Annotated in this window: 16 protein-coding genes; 8 read left to right on the top strand and 8 right to left on the bottom strand. The window is 67.4% G+C overall.

Going from position 1 to position 14,892, the window contains the following annotated elements; translation table 11 throughout:
* Positions 1-169 precede the first annotated feature (169 nt).
* Both panB and ABD768_RS35830 read left to right on the top strand, forming a co-directional pair.
* Complete coding sequence (gene panB / locus ABD768_RS43180; protein ID WP_425558468.1) at positions 170-2,743, top strand: 3-methyl-2-oxobutanoate hydroxymethyltransferase; 2,574 nt, start codon at positions 170-172, stop codon at positions 2,741-2,743.
* A 60-nt stretch (positions 2,744-2,803) separates the two neighbouring features.
* Positions 2,804-4,789 (top strand): prolyl oligopeptidase family serine peptidase, encoded by a 1,986-nt coding sequence (locus ABD768_RS35830; RefSeq protein WP_344848293.1) that lies wholly within the window; start codon positions 2,804-2,806, stop codon positions 4,787-4,789.
* On the opposite strand, the gene ABD768_RS35835 is transcribed toward ABD768_RS35830, so the two are convergent.
* Positions 4,769-5,671 (bottom strand): aldo/keto reductase, encoded by a 903-nt coding sequence (locus ABD768_RS35835; RefSeq protein WP_344848295.1) that lies wholly within the window; start codon positions 5,669-5,671, stop codon positions 4,769-4,771. The two genes, ABD768_RS35830 and ABD768_RS35835, sit on opposite strands and share 21 nt — an antisense overlap.
* A gap of 153 nt (positions 5,672-5,824) precedes the next feature.
* Between ABD768_RS35835 and ABD768_RS35840 the strand changes: the two genes are divergently transcribed.
* A complete protein-coding gene (locus ABD768_RS35840; protein WP_344848299.1) occupies positions 5,825-6,322 on the top strand; it encodes an NUDIX hydrolase in 498 nt (165 codons plus the stop codon).
* Between the two features lie 25 nt (positions 6,323-6,347).
* Here the strand turns inward: ABD768_RS35840 and ABD768_RS35845 are convergent, their stop codons facing one another.
* On the bottom strand, positions 6,348-6,524 hold the full coding sequence (locus ABD768_RS35845) for a hypothetical protein (protein WP_343981541.1): 177 nt from the start codon (positions 6,522-6,524) through the stop codon (positions 6,348-6,350).
* Between the two features lie 63 nt (positions 6,525-6,587).
* Positions 6,588-7,325, bottom strand: a complete 738-nt coding sequence (locus tag ABD768_RS35850; protein ID WP_344848302.1) for a helical backbone metal receptor — start codon at positions 7,323-7,325, stop codon at positions 6,588-6,590.
* 314 nt (positions 7,326-7,639) lie between these two features.
* On the opposite strand from ABD768_RS35850, the gene ABD768_RS35855 reads away from it, so the two are divergent.
* A complete protein-coding gene (locus tag ABD768_RS35855; RefSeq protein ID WP_344848305.1) occupies positions 7,640-8,275 on the top strand; it encodes a histone H1-like repetitive region-containing protein in 636 nt (211 codons plus the stop codon).
* A 79-nt stretch (positions 8,276-8,354) separates the two neighbouring features.
* Here the strand turns inward: ABD768_RS35855 and ABD768_RS35860 are convergent, their stop codons facing one another.
* Positions 8,355-8,543 (bottom strand): hypothetical protein, encoded by a 189-nt coding sequence (locus ABD768_RS35860; RefSeq protein WP_343981372.1) that lies wholly within the window; start codon positions 8,541-8,543, stop codon positions 8,355-8,357.
* Positions 8,544-8,596: 53 nt separating this feature from the next.
* On the opposite strand from ABD768_RS35860, the gene map reads away from it, so the two are divergent.
* Positions 8,597-9,445 (top strand): type I methionyl aminopeptidase, encoded by an 849-nt coding sequence (map, locus tag ABD768_RS35865; RefSeq protein WP_344848309.1) that lies wholly within the window; start codon positions 8,597-8,599, stop codon positions 9,443-9,445.
* On the top strand, positions 9,442-9,825 hold the full coding sequence (locus ABD768_RS35870) for a GNAT family N-acetyltransferase (protein WP_344848312.1): 384 nt from the start codon (positions 9,442-9,444) through the stop codon (positions 9,823-9,825). The genes map and ABD768_RS35870 overlap by 4 nt, the downstream gene beginning before the upstream one ends.
* On the opposite strand, the gene ABD768_RS35875 is transcribed toward ABD768_RS35870, so the two are convergent.
* From ABD768_RS35875 to ABD768_RS35885, 3 genes are read right to left on the bottom strand one after another with little or no spacing between them, the layout of a single operon-like run.
* Positions 9,813-10,277, bottom strand: a complete 465-nt coding sequence (locus ABD768_RS35875; RefSeq protein WP_343981382.1) for a GNAT family N-acetyltransferase — start codon at positions 10,275-10,277, stop codon at positions 9,813-9,815. The two genes, ABD768_RS35870 and ABD768_RS35875, sit on opposite strands and share 13 nt — an antisense overlap.
* Positions 10,278-11,111 (bottom strand): nucleotidyltransferase domain-containing protein, encoded by an 834-nt coding sequence (locus ABD768_RS35880; protein WP_344848317.1) that lies wholly within the window; start codon positions 11,109-11,111, stop codon positions 10,278-10,280.
* Positions 11,108-12,589: a S10 family peptidase gene (locus ABD768_RS35885; protein WP_344848320.1), complete on the bottom strand. Its 1,482-nt coding sequence runs from the start codon at positions 12,587-12,589 to the stop codon at positions 11,108-11,110. Before ABD768_RS35885 ends, ABD768_RS35880 begins: the two co-directional genes overlap by 4 nt.
* 65 nt (positions 12,590-12,654) lie before the next feature.
* Here ABD768_RS35885 and ABD768_RS35890 point away from each other — a divergent pair, with 65 nt between their 5' ends.
* The gene (locus ABD768_RS35890; protein WP_344848324.1) at positions 12,655-13,050 is read left to right on the top strand and encodes an ester cyclase; all 396 of its coding nucleotides are present in this window, start codon (positions 12,655-12,657) and stop codon (positions 13,048-13,050) included.
* Complete coding sequence (locus ABD768_RS35895) at positions 13,050-13,649, top strand: TetR/AcrR family transcriptional regulator (RefSeq protein WP_344848326.1); 600 nt, start codon at positions 13,050-13,052, stop codon at positions 13,647-13,649. Before ABD768_RS35890 ends, ABD768_RS35895 begins: the two co-directional genes overlap by 1 nt.
* Positions 13,650-13,752: 103 nt before the next feature.
* On the opposite strand, the gene ABD768_RS35900 is transcribed toward ABD768_RS35895, so the two are convergent.
* A complete protein-coding gene (locus tag ABD768_RS35900) occupies positions 13,753-14,892 on the bottom strand; it encodes a ThuA domain-containing protein (RefSeq protein WP_343981396.1) in 1,140 nt (379 codons plus the stop codon).

Consider the following 14,892-nt stretch of genomic DNA (forward strand, 5'->3'; position numbering starts at 1 on the left):
CTGGCGTAACCGCCCTTTCAACGACAGTCCGTTCTTTCCGCCCGAGGATCCCGAGCTGGCTGATTCCTTCGGCGTGCCCGAGCGCCGCAATCCTGACGCGTCAGGTGTGAGCGATCCCTCAGCGTCGGCCGGTAGCGCTCACCCTGCGCAACGGTGGGACGATGAGCCCATGGTTGACAACTTCATGTCGGCCGGTACCAACGGCGACGCCGACGACGAGCTGCCGGCGCCGTACGGGACCGGACCGAAGAACCGGACAACCGAGGATCAGCACCGCTCGGACTATGGCTACGCCGGAGGCTCCGGCGACGGCGGCTGGCGCGAGCGTTCGACCGCGCTCGACGGGCTCGACCCCGCGCCCTCGCTGCCGAACGCCCCGAGGTCGTACGAGCGTGGGCCGGTGCCGCAGCAGCCGTATGTGCCGAAGCCGCCGTTCCTGCCGGAGCGCGAGTACCCGGCGGGCGGCTATCCGCAAGAGGCCGAGTCGCCGTCGTACGGTGGCGCCCCGGGCTGGGGTGAGCGGGAGACGTACCAGGAGCCTGGCGGGTTCGAGCCGGGTTCGCCCTTCGCGCCCCGACCGCCGTACCAGGACGGACCGCCTCAGGACCGTGCTGGACAGGACCGGGCCGCACAAGAACGCGCTGCTGCCGAACGTGCAGCGGCTGAACGTGCTGCAGCCGAGCGGGCTGCGGCTGAACGGGTTGCGCAAGAGCGGGCTGCGCAAGAGCGCGCCGCACAAGAGCGGGCCACCGCCGAGCGGGCGGCACAGGAACGAGCTGCGGCTGAGCGCGCTGCACAGGAGCGGGCGGCGGCAGAGCGAGTGACCCAGGAGCGGGCAGTACAAGAGCGTGCGGCGCAGGAACGTGCGGCTGCGCAGGAACGAGCCGGCCAAGAGCGGGCGGCGCAGGAGCGGCAGGCGTTGGACCGGCAGGCGTTGGAGCGGCAGCAGCAGGAGCGGTACCCGGACCGTGGGTACCCCGAGCAGACTCCGTTCCGGCAGCAGCCGCCAGGATCACCGCAGCAAGGACAACAGCCACCCTTCGGCCCCGGCCGCAACGGCACCACCGGTCCCCCGCCGAGCCGCCCAGGACAGGGAGGCCCCGGTAGCCCGACCGGCCCCCTCGGCACTTCGTCCGGCCCGCTCGGTACGCCGACGGGTCCTCTCGGCTCTACGTCTGGACCGGCCCTCGGCGGGCCTGCCGGATCCGCGCAGTCGCGTCCCGGCGTACCAGGCAACGGCTCACCGCTCGGCCCAGGCAGCAACGGCCTCACGCCCCACTCCTCCAACGGCTCGGCCGCGAGCAACGGGTGGACCCAAGCCGGTCCGGAGTCGCGGGGGCCGAGTGCCAATGGGCTTCCGGCGAATCAAGCCGGACCGGGCGCCAATGGTCTGCGTTCTCCGGGCAACGCCAGCTCCAACGGTACGACCGGAGCACTGGGTTCCCAGCCGCAGAACGGTCCTGCGGCTGGTCGCAATGCGGCTGCTGGGCAAGGTCCGGGTAATCGGGCTGGGCAGGGAGCTACTGGATGGACTGGAGCTGCACCGGCACCCACGTCGGGACCGCCGGCCAGTGCGTCTACATCCGCCAATGGCTATCCATCAGATCCATCCGCCGAGTATGAGAGCAATGCCCCTTTGAGTGCAGCACCGACGTCCACTGGTGCTCTGCCGGTCATCAAGGCAGAGACCCCACCGCGACCTGCGGGTGCGCGGCGGCGAGCCGACGTACAGCAGGATGCGCCAAGCCAAGTACCGGAGACACCTGTGAGCTCACACCGCGCTCGTCGCGCAGGCGCATCGCCTGCGGCAGTTGAGCCGGCTGCAGAGACCAATACGCCGAAGGACGCAGCCAAGCCGGCTGCTGTGACCAACAGCCTCGGTGGCAACGGCGGTAGCTCGGCACTCGGGTCGGCTGGCGGCAGTACGCCGGCAGACGCGAGCAAGCGACCGCGGCGCTACCGCATCCACCACCTGCGGGACATGAAGAACCGTGGCGAGAAGTGGGCGATGCTGACCGCCTACGACCAGTACACCGCCGAGATCTTCGACCAGGCCGGCATCCCGGTACTGCTGGTCGGTGACTCCGCCGCGAACAACGTCTTCGGCTACGAGTCGACCCTGCGCGTCACCGTCGACGAGTTGATCCCGCTGTCGCGCGCGGTCGCGGGTGCTGTCGAGCGAGCGCTGGTCGTCGCCGACCTGCCGTTCGGTTCGTACCAGGCGTCGCCCGAGCAGGCCTTCCACACCGCCGTCCGGTTCATGAAGGAAGCGGGCGTGCACGCGGTCAAGCTGGAAGGCGGGCGCAACATGGTGCCGGCCGTGGAGAAGCTGACACAGTCCGGCATCCCCGTGATGGCGCACATCGGCTTCACCCCGCAGAGCGAGCACACGATCGGCGGCTACCGAGTCCAAGGCCGCGGTGACCAAGCAGCCGGCCTGATCGACGACGCAGTAGCCCTCGCCGAAGCCGGCGCCTTCTCTGTCGTCCTGGAGATGGTCCCCGGCGATGTCTCCGCGGAAATCACCAAGCGCATCCCCATCCCGACCATCGGCATCGGCGCCGGCCGAGACACCGACGCCCAGGTTCTGGTCTGGCAAGACATGGCCGGCATGCGAGCCGGCCAGATGCCCCGCTTCGTCAAGCAGTACGCCGACCTCCGAGGCATCCTCACCAACGCCGCCACCGCCTTCGCAGCAGACGTCACCGGCGGCACCTTCCCCGGCGACGAGCACACCTTCTAGGTCTTCTGCCGACAGACAAACGAGGCTGGTCCGCCCATCCGGCGGGCTAGCCTCGTCGGCATGACGATCGCCGATCCGTACCGCTGGCTCGAGACGGATGCGGCGGATTGGGTCCGCGACCAGGACGACCGGTCGTCGAAGTACCTGACCGCGCTGCCCGAGCACGCGTGGTTCACCGAGACGCTGCAGGCGATCCTGGCGTCGCCGCGGACCGGCGTACCGCAGTACCGGGCGGGTTGGTATCTCGTACTGCGCAACGACGGCAGCCAGCAGCACGAGGTCCTCCACGCCTCCCGCTCGTTGCGGGAACTGCTCGACGGCGGACGGGTCGTCGTCGATCCGAACACGATGGATGGCTCGCAGTCCCTCGCCAACTTCAGCGTCAGTGCGGACGGCCGGTACCTGACCTACGGCACGGTGACCGACGGCAACCCGCGACTGCGCTATCGCACGATCGAGGCGTCGACCGGCGTCGAGCTGGACGATGTGGTCGCGGACGGCAAGTACTCCGCGGTCACCTGGCTGCCTGACAACACGTCGTACCTGTACCTGCACGACACCGACACGATCGGCGGCCAGCTGCGCCTGCATCGACTCGGCGCTGCGCAGTCCGCCGATCCGGTGGTGCTCGAAACGACGTCCGTGGTCGAGCTGAAGCTGTCCCACGACGGCGAGCAGCTGATCGTCCAGCTCAACGAATCGACCGATCAGCGGAAGCGTCTGTGGGTCTATCCGGTCCACACCGCGAACGGCACAAGCACCCTCGGCGACCCCGTCCGGCTGATCGACGAGGCGGTCGCCAACACCCGCTTCGTCCGGATCTCGGGCGACGGCGACGGCGGTCGCGGTCGCGGTGGCGGTGGCGACCGGCTCGTGCTCTGGACGGACCTGGACGCGCCCCGCGGCCGGATCGTCACCTGCACGCTCGACGATCCGGCGTTCACCGACCTCGTGCCGCAGGGGCCTCATCCACTCACCGCGGTCCATGCCGCCGGCGACGGCGTACTGACCGTGGCCCTGGTCGACGTCCAGCCGCCGCTCGAGCTCCATCGCGCCGACGGCACCCGGGCCACCCTCCAACTGACCGGCAGTGCCATCACCGCCATCGACTCCGCGCCCGGCCGGGACGACATCATCGTCGGACTGGCATCCACGACCACACCCACCGAACTCGCTCTCGTCGAGTACTCCAGCGGAGAACTCACCCGCATCATCGGCGAAGACCACGGCGGATTCGTCCCACCCGCCATCACCGTTCTGCGACGGAAGACCGCCGACCGAGAGGTCCCGTACTTCCTGATCAGCCGCCGGGACCTGGATCACGACCAGCCGCGGCCGACCCTGCTCTTCGGGTACGGCGGATTCAACTCGTCCCAGCTGGCCGACTATCGACCGGGCTGGCCGGCGTGGCTTGCGGCGGGCGGAGTACTGGTGATCGCCAATCTGCGCGGTGGCGGCGAGTTCGGCGCCGAGTGGCACGACGCCGGCCGCCTCGAACGCAAGCAGAACACGTTCGACGACTGCATCGCGGTAGCTGAACATCTCCACCTGACCGGCGTGACCACACCAGCCCAGCTCGCGATCCACGGGCACAGCGGCGGCGGGCTACTCGTCGGCGCGATGCTCACGCAACGGCCGGACCTGTTCGCGGCGGCGCTGCCGAGCGCGGGCGTGATGGACATGCTGCGCTTCCACCTGTTCACGATCGGCCGGGCATGGATCCCCGAGATCGGTTCGCCCGACGATCCCGAGCAAGCGCGATACCTGCTGGCCTACTCGCCATTGCACAACCTGCGCGACGGGACGGCGTACCCGGCGACTCTGGTCCAGACCAGCGATCACGACGAGATCGTCGTACCGCTGCACAGCTACAAGTTCACCGCGACCATGCAGCAGGCGCAGGCGGCCGACGAGCCCGTACTACTCCGAGTACAGCGCCGAATCGGCCATGGACCTGGGCGAGCTGCTGCCGCGATCGCCACGGAGTGGGCAGACAGGCTGGCGTTCGCGGCGCATCACACTGGGCTAGATCCAAGGCAGGGCTGAGCGCTCCGACCAGTACTCGTAGGGCTCCTGGACGAACTCGTTCAGGGGCCCTTGTACTACGGGGGCCAGGTTGCTCTTGAGTTGCTCTGCGGTGGTGGCGCCGCTGAGGACGATGTCGGCCCACGGCTGTGCGGCGGCCGCACCGATGGCGAGGGCGTCCGGGGCGAGGCCGTGTTGCTCGGCGAAGACGTTGAACGGCGTCTCGCCTGCTTTGGCTGTCAGCCGCCCGTTGGCCACCGCTTCCTTCACCACTACGAACCAGCCCGCGTCGTGGGCCTCGGCCAGGGCGGGAGCCGCTGAGGTCTCTAGTACGTTCCAAGTGGACTGGACCGCAGTGAAGGGAGTGTCCAGAGCCAGTGCCTTGCGCAACGTCTCGGCTTGGCGTGGGCCGCTGGTTGAGAGACCGACCCGTACGCCGGTGTCTGCCAGCTCGCGTAGGCGGTCCAGGAGCTTGGGGTCGTCGAGGGCAGGGCTGTCCGCCGTGAGGCTGTGGACCAGGTAGAAGTCGGGCGGGCCGCCCAACGCGCGCAACGTCTCGGGCCATTGGCGCTCGAAGGTGCCCAGCGAGTGGTCCTTCACCTCGTGGGTGTCCGCGTCGTGCTTCCAGTCGGCGACGTAGGTGTAGCCCCACTTCGAGCCGATGGTGAGCTGGCTGCGGCGTTCCGGGGTGAGCCACTCCCCCAGGAACGACTCGGCCAAACCATACGATCGCGCCGCATCGAAGTACCGGACGCCGGCCTTCCAGGCTTGGTCCAGCAGCTCGTGCGTCAGCTGCCGAAGATCGTCGACCTCACGGCCGCGCGGAAGGTCCTGATCGTGCCCGAGGTTGATGTAGCCCGGCCGCCCGAGAGCAGCGAGTCCGAGGCCGATGCGTGCGGTCATGTCTCGATGCTCTCACCAAGCTCAACCATGCGGCTCGCCAAGCTCGGCCACCCCGCTCGGCAGCCGTTGCCCTGTCCCCGCATCCGGACGGCGTGACGAGACGCGCCGCGCGACGCGTCGTAGTACCGGCTGCGTCGTCTAGCGTTTTGAGGTGTGACCGAATCCCGCCTGCCACCGCCCGGCACCGTCGTCCGGCGTACGACGGCCCGCGTCCTGCCTGTCCGCCCGGACGGCAAGGTGTTGCTGCTGCACGGCTGGGACCCGCTGAAACCGCAGACGCCGTACTGGTTCACCATCGGCGGTGGCGTCGAGGCGGGCGAGACGGTCGAGCAGGCCGGGATCCGCGAACTGCGCGAGGAGGTCGGCATCGTCTGGCCGGCCGAACAGCTGGGTGCGCCGGTGGCGACGAACACGATCGAGTTCGAGTGGGGCGGCTGCCCGATCATCCAGCACCAGACGTTCTTCGCCGTCTGCGTCGACGCGGTCGAGGTGAGCTTCGCGAATCAGGAGCAGCTCGAGCTGGAGACGATCAGCGCGCACGGCTGGTGGCATGCCGATGAGCTGGAGGCAACCGGTCAGGCCGCGCACGCGACGATCCCCGACCTGCTCCGGCGGGCCGTGGAGGCGATCCGTTACCGCGAGGCCTCGTAGCGACCGGCTAGGACACGAGGCGCACTCAGCGGGCGCGAGCGGCCTTGAGGACCTTCTTCGGGAGCTTCTTGTCCACGATGTAGTGGCGCAGGTCGAGGCGCTCGGCGCAGCCTGCGTCACTGAGCCGCTTGAGGACCACCGGGCACTTCTTGCACCTCGGCTTGTCCTTGCAGCACTTCTTCTTCGCGGTCATGGACGGCACCCGGTAAGCGTAGGTGAGGCTGCCCTAACCGTCTACCTGAGAACTCAGCAATCGTGTCGCACGTCACGCCAGTTGTTCGGTGAGCAGCGCCCGCGCCTGCACCAGTGACGGTCCGTACCAGGTCAGATGCCGCCCGCTCACGTTACAGGCGGGCCGGTCGAATGCCTCCGGTCCGTCCTCGGGCGAGAACGCATAAGGCTCGTCCGGAAGTACCACCAGGTCGTACTCCGGTACGCCCGCCAACTCGATCCTGGGATAGCGCTCGGGCGATTCCGCGAGCACATTGTCGACCCCGATTCTTTGCAAGAGGTCACCCGCGAAGGTGTCCCGGCCCAACGCCATCCACGGCCGCCGCCAGATCGGAATGAGGGCCCGCCGGCGCGGTCCGGCGTACGGGGTGCGCCAAACTTCGCGTGCTTGGGTCAGCCACTCCGGTACCTCGCCGACGACGGCGCCGAGCAAACGCTGCAGCGAGTTCAGTGATTGCTCGACCGTCGTCGGCGCGGTCACCCAGACGACGAGTCCGGCGCCGCGCAACGCGTCGAGATCGGCGGCGCGATTCTCTTCTTCATTCGCGATGACGATGTCCGGCGCGAGCTCGCGAATGAGATCGACGTCGGGATTCTTGGTGCCGCGAACGCGCGTCACGTCGAGGTCCGCGGGGTGCGTGCACCAGTCCGTCGCACCCACCAGAAGGCTTGCGTGCGTGGTCGCGATCGCCTCCGTCAACGACGGCACGATGCTGACCACACGACGCACTCGCGACGGTACGTCGAGCATGGTTCCGAGATCGTCCTGCATGTGTTCGCGCCCCTCTTCGCAGACCCGTCGCGTAGACGTTGCCGATGACAACACTGTGCCGAAAGCACCGCGAATCGGCACTTCGAACCCAACTCCGCGCGCGTGTCGCCAACATTTCTTTGCCGCTGTCCGGCAGCCTACTGCCACCGTGAAAACCCAACTCTGCAAGGGTTTCCAGACATTTCGCGGTTGACGGTCTCCGGGACGCCTTAACGTGCAGACCTTTCGGGTGCTTTACGAATGGCACAAGTGTTGTCATCATCATGACGACGAGGAATCCACCGTGGTTTTCCTCAGCGCACCAAGGAGGCAGAGTGCCAGCCACAAAGGCAGCCGCAGGGAAGGCGACAGCCAAAAAGGCTTCTCCCGCCAAGAAGACCGTCGCCAAGAAGGCCAGTGCAGCGAAGACGACGACCGCACGCAAGGTCACCGCTGCGAAGAAGACGACGGCGAAGAAGGTGACAGCGGCGAAGAAGGCACCGGCCAAGAAGGTCGCCGCGAAGAAGACGCCGGCGAAGAAGACAGTCGCCAAGAAGACCGTTGCCAAGAAGGCTCCGGCGAAGAAGGTGACCGCCAAGAAGACGGTCGCGAAGAAGGCCCCGGCCAAGAAGGTGACCGCCAAGAAGACGGTCGCCAAGAAGGCCCCGGCGAAGAAGACGGTCGCGAAGAAGACCGTTGCGAAGAAGGCCCCGGCCAAGAAGACCGTGGCCAAGAAGGCGCCGGCGAAGAAGACTGTCGCGAAGAAGGCTCCCGCGAAGAAGGTCGCCGCCAAGAAGGCCCCGGCCCGGAAGGTCGCGGCCAAGAAGGCCCCGGTCCGCAAGGTCGCCGCGAAGAAGGCCCCGGCCCGCAAGGTCGCCGCCAAGAAGGCGCCCGCGCGCACCGCTGTCGCCAAGCGGGCGACGACGGCGCGGAAGGCACCGGCGCGCAAGGCCGCCGCGAAGAAGGCCTGATCGCACCAACGCAGTAACGCCGAGGGGCACCACCGGTTGTCAACGGTGGTGCCCCTCGGTCATGCGGTCAGGCGGTGATTCAGTCGTCGTTCCAGTTGGGGTCGTTGTCCCAGGCCTCGTTGCGTTCCTGGACCTTCTCCAGCGCCCGGGCGGCTTCCTCCGGCGAGCTGTACGGTCCCAGCCGGTCACCGGACTTCTCACCCTGGTACGGCTCGACCTTGCCGGTCTTGGTGTTGTAGTACCACTCGTTGCTGTGATCGTCGCTCATAAGGGCTGACCACCTCCTGAGGTGTTTTAACGGCTCATTAGAATGATCTCACCATGTCGCTTCTCACTCCTGGCATCATCTCGCCTCGCCGTCCGGTACCCGCGTCCATTCCCCGTCCCGAGTACGTCGACAAGCCCGCACCGACGCCCTACGACGGTTCTTATGTGACGTCGCCCGAACTGGTCGAGAAGATGCGCGTGGCGAGCAGACTCGCGGCGCAGGCGCTCGAAGCCGTCGGTGCCGCAGCGAAGCCTGGTGTCAGCACCGATGAGCTCGACCGGGTCGGCCACGAGTATCTGGTGGAGCGTGGCGCGTATCCGTCCACGCTCGGCTATCGCAACTACCCGAAGTCGTTGTGCACATCGGTCAACGAGGTGATCTGCCACGGCATCCCCGACGACCGTCCGCTCGAGGACGGCGACATCGTCAACGTCGACATCACCGCGTTCCTCGACGGCGTGCACGGGGACACCAACGCGACGTTCCTGGTCGGCGACGTCGACGAGGAGAGCCGGCTGCTGGTCGAGCGCACCCGCGAGGCGCTGAACCGCGGCATCAAGGCGGTCAAGCCCGGTCGCCAGGTCAGCATCATCGGCCGGGTGATCGAGTCGTACGCGAAGCGCTTCGGCTACGGCGTCGTCCGCGACTTCACCGGCCACGGCATCGCCACCGCCTTCCACTCCGGCCTGATCATCCCGCACTACGACGACGAGCGCTTCGACGACGTGATCGAGCCCGGCATGACGTTCACCATCGAGCCGATGCTCACCCTGGGCTCCTACGACTACGACCTGTGGGAAGACGGCTGGACCGCCACCACCAAGGACAAGTCCCGCACCGCCCAGTTCGAACACACCCTCCTGGTCACCGAAACCGGCGCCGAAGTCCTCACCCTCCCGTGAGCATCACGACGTACACCCGCGACCACCTCGCGGGAATCGTCGCCCTCTGCGAAGCCGAGAACTGGCCGAGCTTCGGCGCAGACCCCGACCGCGCCCACGCCGTCCTGACGGCTCCCGGCGTCACCACCGTCGTCGCCCTCGACGGCGACCTGGTCATCGGCTTCGCGTACGCCCTGAGCGACGGGCACGTAGCCGCCTACCTCTCGATGATGGCCGTGCACGAGCGCTACCGGCGCAAAGGCATCGGCCGCGACCTCATCGACTACGTCTTCCCGCTCACCGGAGCCCAACGCATGGACCTCGTCACCGGCGACGCCGGTGCCTTCTACCGCTCCTTCGAGCACCGCACCTTCGAAGGCTTCCGCATCTACCCCGGCTGAAAGCCCAGTACTTCGTACAGCCGCACGGCGGCGGTGTTGTCCGGCAGGACGTTCAACGCGAAGCGGCCGGGTGTCCGGCCCATGCACTCGGTGAGCAGCGCAGTGGCGAGGCCTTTGCGGCGCCAGGTGGGGGCGGTGAAGGCCTCGATGATGAAGGGGCAGTCGGGGGTGTTCGGCCAGGGGGCGCGGTCGACGACGAGGACTGCGCCAATCATTTCGGTGCCGAAGAAGGCCAGGCGGCTGATCGTGGGGTTCAGCGGGCCGTATTCGCCTTCGAAGGTCAGGCGGATGTCTTCGATGCCGGCTGCTTCGTTGTCGACTACGGGTGGGGTGTAGGCCTCGTAGTACAGGCGGCCGAGTTGTTCGATGTCGGTGGGTGATGGCTGCCGGAGTACGACGCCTGGTGGCGGCGGGACGACTGCCAGCGGGGCTGGCTCGCGGATGTACAGCATCTACAGGGCGAGGGCTGCAGTGATGACCTTGCGGCCGTAAGGGACGGCTGATCTGGCGTCCGCGACGGTGAAGGTTTCTGGTTTGCCGGAGCGGTGGTCGAGGCAGCGGTGGAGTAGCGGGGACCATTCCGGGAAGGCGATCAGGGCGTGTTCGCCGGCGGCGGTTTTGGAGATGATGTTGCCGGTGGCAAGGAGTGCGTGGAGGCGGGGGACGCCTAGCATCACCCAGGGGAGGATCCAGGTGTCTACGACCTCGTCGTCGGGATGGTCGGCGAAGGCGGTTTCCAGGGCGTCGAAGCGGCCGGACCAGTAGGACGTGAGGTTGGCTCGCGTGAATGCTTCGAGTGCCTCTTGGTCGTCGTGCACGATCAGGTCGGGCACCGCGCGGAGAGCGGTGGATTGGCGCGCCAGTTCTGACCAGAGGACCGGTGATACGGGACCGCCGGAGGGTGCTTGTTCGAATTGGCCGTCGAGGGTGAAGACGACTGGTTTAGTGGCGTCCGGTGGGGCCGTGAGGTCGGCGGTGGTCAGGTAGGTGACGTCGAAGGCCGGGGACGTCGGCAACTGCGCGTGCACACCGCGTACAGCCGCCACCTCCGGCTCGGTCAATGGTGAAGCGATGATGACAACACCGTCGATGTCGCTGAGACCGCGGCGGTAGTCACCGAGTGGGAGCGAGCCGGTCAGGTACAGGCCGGTGACCTGCCCGGGCAGTGCCTGGTCGATCAGTTGCAGGTAGAGCTTCGTCGTGGCGCTGACCTCCGCCGGCAGCACCGGACCACCACCGTCGGCCGGGAGCGTCAGGTAAGTGGTTTCCGGTGGCGGCTGGGTCATCGGTTACTGGCTCCCTTGATGAAGGCGGCCAGGTCCTTGGACTGCTGTCGCCGGGTCGGTTCGTGCACGTACATCATGTGACCCGCCGGGTAGTCGCAAAGTTCGATGTTGTCCCGAAGTTCTGCCGGAATCTGCAACCGGCCCAGCGTGTACCGGGTGGCGAAGTACGGCGTCGCGCAGTCGTAGTAACCCGACGCGACGTGCACCTTGAGATGCGGGTTCGCCCGCATCGCCTCGGCCAGCTTGTCCGCGACGTTGACGTGGCTGTTCTCGAACTCCTTGTACGACCAGTCCTTCGCCGCCGTGGTGCTGAGGAACTCGTACGGCAGATCGTTGTGGTACTCGAGCTCCGCGTGCAGGTAGTGATTCAGCGCCGCCGTGTACGGCCCGATGATCGCCCGGAACGACGGGTCGTCGGTAGAGGTCTCACCGGCCGAGTCCGAATCCCAGCCGGTGAACCGCGCGTCCAGCCGCCCGACCACCTGACGACGCTCACGCAGTACCTCGGCGAAGAACCGGGTGTGCTCGACCCGCAGGTTCACCCGGTCGAGGTAGTCCTCCGACAGCCCGGTCAGGGCAGCCAACCGGGCCAGCACCTCACCGCGGTAGTCGTCCGGAACACGGTTGCCCTGGGCAAGCGCATTCGGATAGCGCCCGGCCGCGAACCGCTCCGCGTCGGCGAGCACCTCTTCGAGCGACTGGTCCGGGATCAGCCCGTGGTAGTGCGCGGCCGCGGCATACGACGGCAGGAACATCGTGTACGGCAGGTCGTTGCCCGGCACGAACTCGAGCGTGCCGAACTCCAGTACTGCCGAGATCAGCATGATCCCGTTCAGGTACATCCCGTGCCGGTCCTGCAGATGCGCGGCCAGCCCGGCGGCGCGCGTCGTACCATACGACTCCCCCGCCAGGAACTTCGGCGACATCCAGCGCCCGTTGCGCGACGTCCACAACCGGATCACCTCGCCGACGGACTCCAGATCGGCCGTGAAGCCGTGGTAGTCCCCCGGCTTCTCCCCCTCGACAGCACGCGAGTAGCCGGTCGAGACCGGGTCGATGAACACCAGGTCGCTGTCCTTCAGCAACGTCTCCGCGTTGTCCACCAGCCCGTACGGCGGTGGCGCGAGCTCGCCTGCGTCGCCGGAGACCACCCGGCGCGGCCCGAGCAGCCCGAGATGCAGCCAGATGCTCGACGACCCCGGCCCACCGTTGAACGCGAACGTCACCGGCCGGGTCCCCGGATCGGCGTCGTCCAGCGTGTACGCCGTGAGGAACACCTCGGCCTTGGGCACGTGCCCGTCGGACTTGCCGTCGGTCACCACCTCCTGACGCAGCACTACCCGGCCAGTTGTCGCCGTGTACTTCAGCTTCCGCCGCCCCGCCGTCAGCGTGTGCCGGGTGCTGACGAGGTCGTCGGCCGGTGCGGCCTTCACGGGCTTCGCCTCGACGGTCTCCGGGGTCTGCTCAGGGGTACTCATGCGCGAAAACCTATCAGCGTGGGCTATGTTTGACAGTAGTGTCAAACATGACTCGAGGAGGACGGATGGAGAGCACCCGCGCGGTCGAACTGGTGGAGGCGTTCTGGCGCGAGGTCTGGAACGCGGCGGACCCCGCTGCGGTCGACCGGTTCGTCACCGAGGACTTCGTGATCACCAACGCCGGCCGGGACATCGTCGGCCGGGAGGCGTTCAAGAGCTGGATCGCCGCGTTCCTGGCGGAGCTGCCGGACCTGCGGCTGGAGGTGATCGAGACCTTCGCGAACGCGGACGGCAGCCGGGTCGCGTCGCGCTGGCGGATCACCGGAACGAACAACGGCTATCACCACACGGCGGCGATCGGCGATCCGATCAGCTTCACCGGTACTGCGGTGTGGCAGGTGAGCGAAGACGGCAAGCTGCTGCACAACTGGGTGGAGCGCTCCGCACCGGTGGCCGCCTGATGGCCGGCGTCCGGCAGTTCGACGAGGGCGCTCTGGTTGAGCAGGCGCTCGGCGTCTTCTGGGAGAAGGGCTACCGGGCGACCTCGATGCTCGACCTGGCCGCGGCGACCGGCGTGCAACGTGGGTCGCTCTACCACGCGTACGGCGGCAAGGAACAACTCTTCAGGAAGATCTTCAGCCAGTTCACGGCAGAGTTCCTGGCAGGTGCTGAGCGGGCGCTGGAGGCTGATGATCCGCGGCAAGCGCTCACCGACCTGTTCGACTACTGCATCGCCTCCATCACCACCGGTACGCCGTCCCGCGGCTGCCTGTCGACCCGCACGGCCGTCGAAGCAGCCGAACCGCAGGTAGATGCGGCTGTCCAAGCGATGCTGGACGGCCTGGAAGAACGCGTTGCCACCATGCTCACTCGCACCGCCAGCGCCAGCTTCAGCGCCCGCAGCGCTCGTGCGCGCAGCGCGTTGTCGGTGCCGCCGCGGGACGCGGCGCGGCTCGTCGTCGCCATGACGCGAGGACTCGCCGTCCTGGAACGCGTGTACGGCGATCCCGCGCGGCTGCGAGAGACCGCCGCCACCCTCGTCACCGCGTTGCTGAGGTGACAGTTCGTGGCGACCTCGAACACCTTCCGGCGACCTTGAACAAGCTATTTCATGTTCAAGGTCGCCGTTGGGTGTACGAGGTGCCCAGTTCTGGCCGGTGGAGCTAGCTGATGGTGAAGGTGTCGATGTCGAACAACGCGCCCGACCCTCCGCTGAAGGTCAGGAACAGTGGACCGGTACCCGAGCCGTTCAGTGTGGTCGAGATCGTCTGGAAGTTGTCCCAGCCGCCCGTCACCGGCACGGTCACCGTGCCGAGGATCGGACCGGTTGCCGAGCCCGAGCGGATCCGGATCGTGCCACCCGCACCGCCCGAGGAGATCCGGGCGGAGAACGACGTCTTGCCGGACGTACTGACCTGTGAGTACCCCGCCCAGTCACCGTTGTCGATGTACCCGAGCGTCTGCCCGCCACTAGCTCCCCCATGCCCGGCAACCTGTACGCCGGACTGCGACGTGAACGCCTCCCCCTCGATCGACGTCACCGGCGGAGTCGCGCCGACACCAGCGGCGTACTGGATGCCACCGAGCAGATGCTTGCGGAACGCCGTATCGGAGTACGACTCGATGGTGTGCCCGAAGCCCGTGTAGAACGACCGCCCCGAGCCCTGCGCGTGGTACCAGGCGATCGGATGATCACCCATGTTGCCGCCGCTGTAGGTCGACTCGTCGAGGTTGATCAGCACATGCACGTTCGGCCGAGGATTGGTGCGGTAGTTGTACAACTCATCCGTCCGCACCCAGGTCGCCCCCAGATGCGAGGTCGACAGATGCGTCCGATCCTCGACGCGAGCGGTCACCTGCTGGATCGCCGGGTGACTGTGGAACCACGCGCCGACCAGCGTCCCGTAGTACGGCCAGTCGTACTCCGTGTCCGCGGCCGCGTGCACCCCGACATACCCGCCTCCACCGTTGACGTACGTCTCGAAGGCGGTCTGCTGCGTGGCATTCAGAATATCGCCGGTGGTACTCAAGAAAACGACCGCCTTGTACGCCGCCAGCTGCGACGTAGTGAAAACCGCACTGTCCTCCGTCGCGGTCACGGTGAATCCGTTCGCGGCCCCCAGATCCCGGATCGCCTGAATGCCGGCCGGGATGGAGTCATGCCGGAAACCGGCCGTCTTGCTGAACACCAGCACTTGATAAGGAGCCGCTGCCGCAGCGGTGAGCGGTTGCCAGCCGAGGGCTCCGCCGACGACCAGCAGTGCACCGCCGACGAGGCCTTCACGACGCGTAAAAGTAGTCAT

Source organism: Kribbella ginsengisoli (assembly GCF_039537185.1).
GTDB classification, from domain to species: domain Bacteria; phylum Actinomycetota; class Actinomycetes; order Propionibacteriales; family Kribbellaceae; genus Kribbella; species Kribbella koreensis.

Excerpts from the sequence above, each read along its gene's own strand:
- panB (WP_425558468.1), top strand. The coding sequence starts at position 170 with ATGGTTGACAACTTCATGTCGGCCGGTACCAACGGCGACGCCGACGAC.
- ABD768_RS35830 (WP_344848293.1), top strand. The coding sequence starts at position 2,804 with ATGACGATCGCCGATCCGTACCGCTGGCTCGAGACGGATGCGGCGGAT.
- ABD768_RS35835 (WP_344848295.1), bottom strand. The coding sequence starts at position 5,671 with ATGACCGCACGCATCGGCCTCGGACTCGCTGCTCTCGGGCGGCCGGGC.
- ABD768_RS35850 (WP_344848302.1), bottom strand. The coding sequence starts at position 7,325 with ATGCAGGACGATCTCGGAACCATGCTCGACGTACCGTCGCGAGTGCGT.
- ABD768_RS35860 (WP_343981372.1), bottom strand. The coding sequence starts at position 8,543 with ATGAGCGACGATCACAGCAACGAGTGGTACTACAACACCAAGACCGGC.
- map (WP_344848309.1), top strand. The coding sequence starts at position 8,597 with ATGTCGCTTCTCACTCCTGGCATCATCTCGCCTCGCCGTCCGGTACCC.
- ABD768_RS35875 (WP_343981382.1), bottom strand. The coding sequence starts at position 10,277 with ATGCTGTACATCCGCGAGCCAGCCCCGCTGGCAGTCGTCCCGCCGCCA.
- ABD768_RS35880 (WP_344848317.1), bottom strand. The coding sequence starts at position 11,111 with ATGACCCAGCCGCCACCGGAAACCACTTACCTGACGCTCCCGGCCGAC.
- ABD768_RS35885 (WP_344848320.1), bottom strand. The coding sequence starts at position 12,589 with ATGAGTACCCCTGAGCAGACCCCGGAGACCGTCGAGGCGAAGCCCGTG.
- ABD768_RS35890 (WP_344848324.1), top strand. The coding sequence starts at position 12,655 with ATGGAGAGCACCCGCGCGGTCGAACTGGTGGAGGCGTTCTGGCGCGAG.
- ABD768_RS35895 (WP_344848326.1), top strand. The coding sequence starts at position 13,050 with ATGGCCGGCGTCCGGCAGTTCGACGAGGGCGCTCTGGTTGAGCAGGCG.
- ABD768_RS35900 (WP_343981396.1), bottom strand. The coding sequence starts at position 14,892 with ATGACTACTTTTACGCGTCGTGAAGGCCTCGTCGGCGGTGCACTGCTG.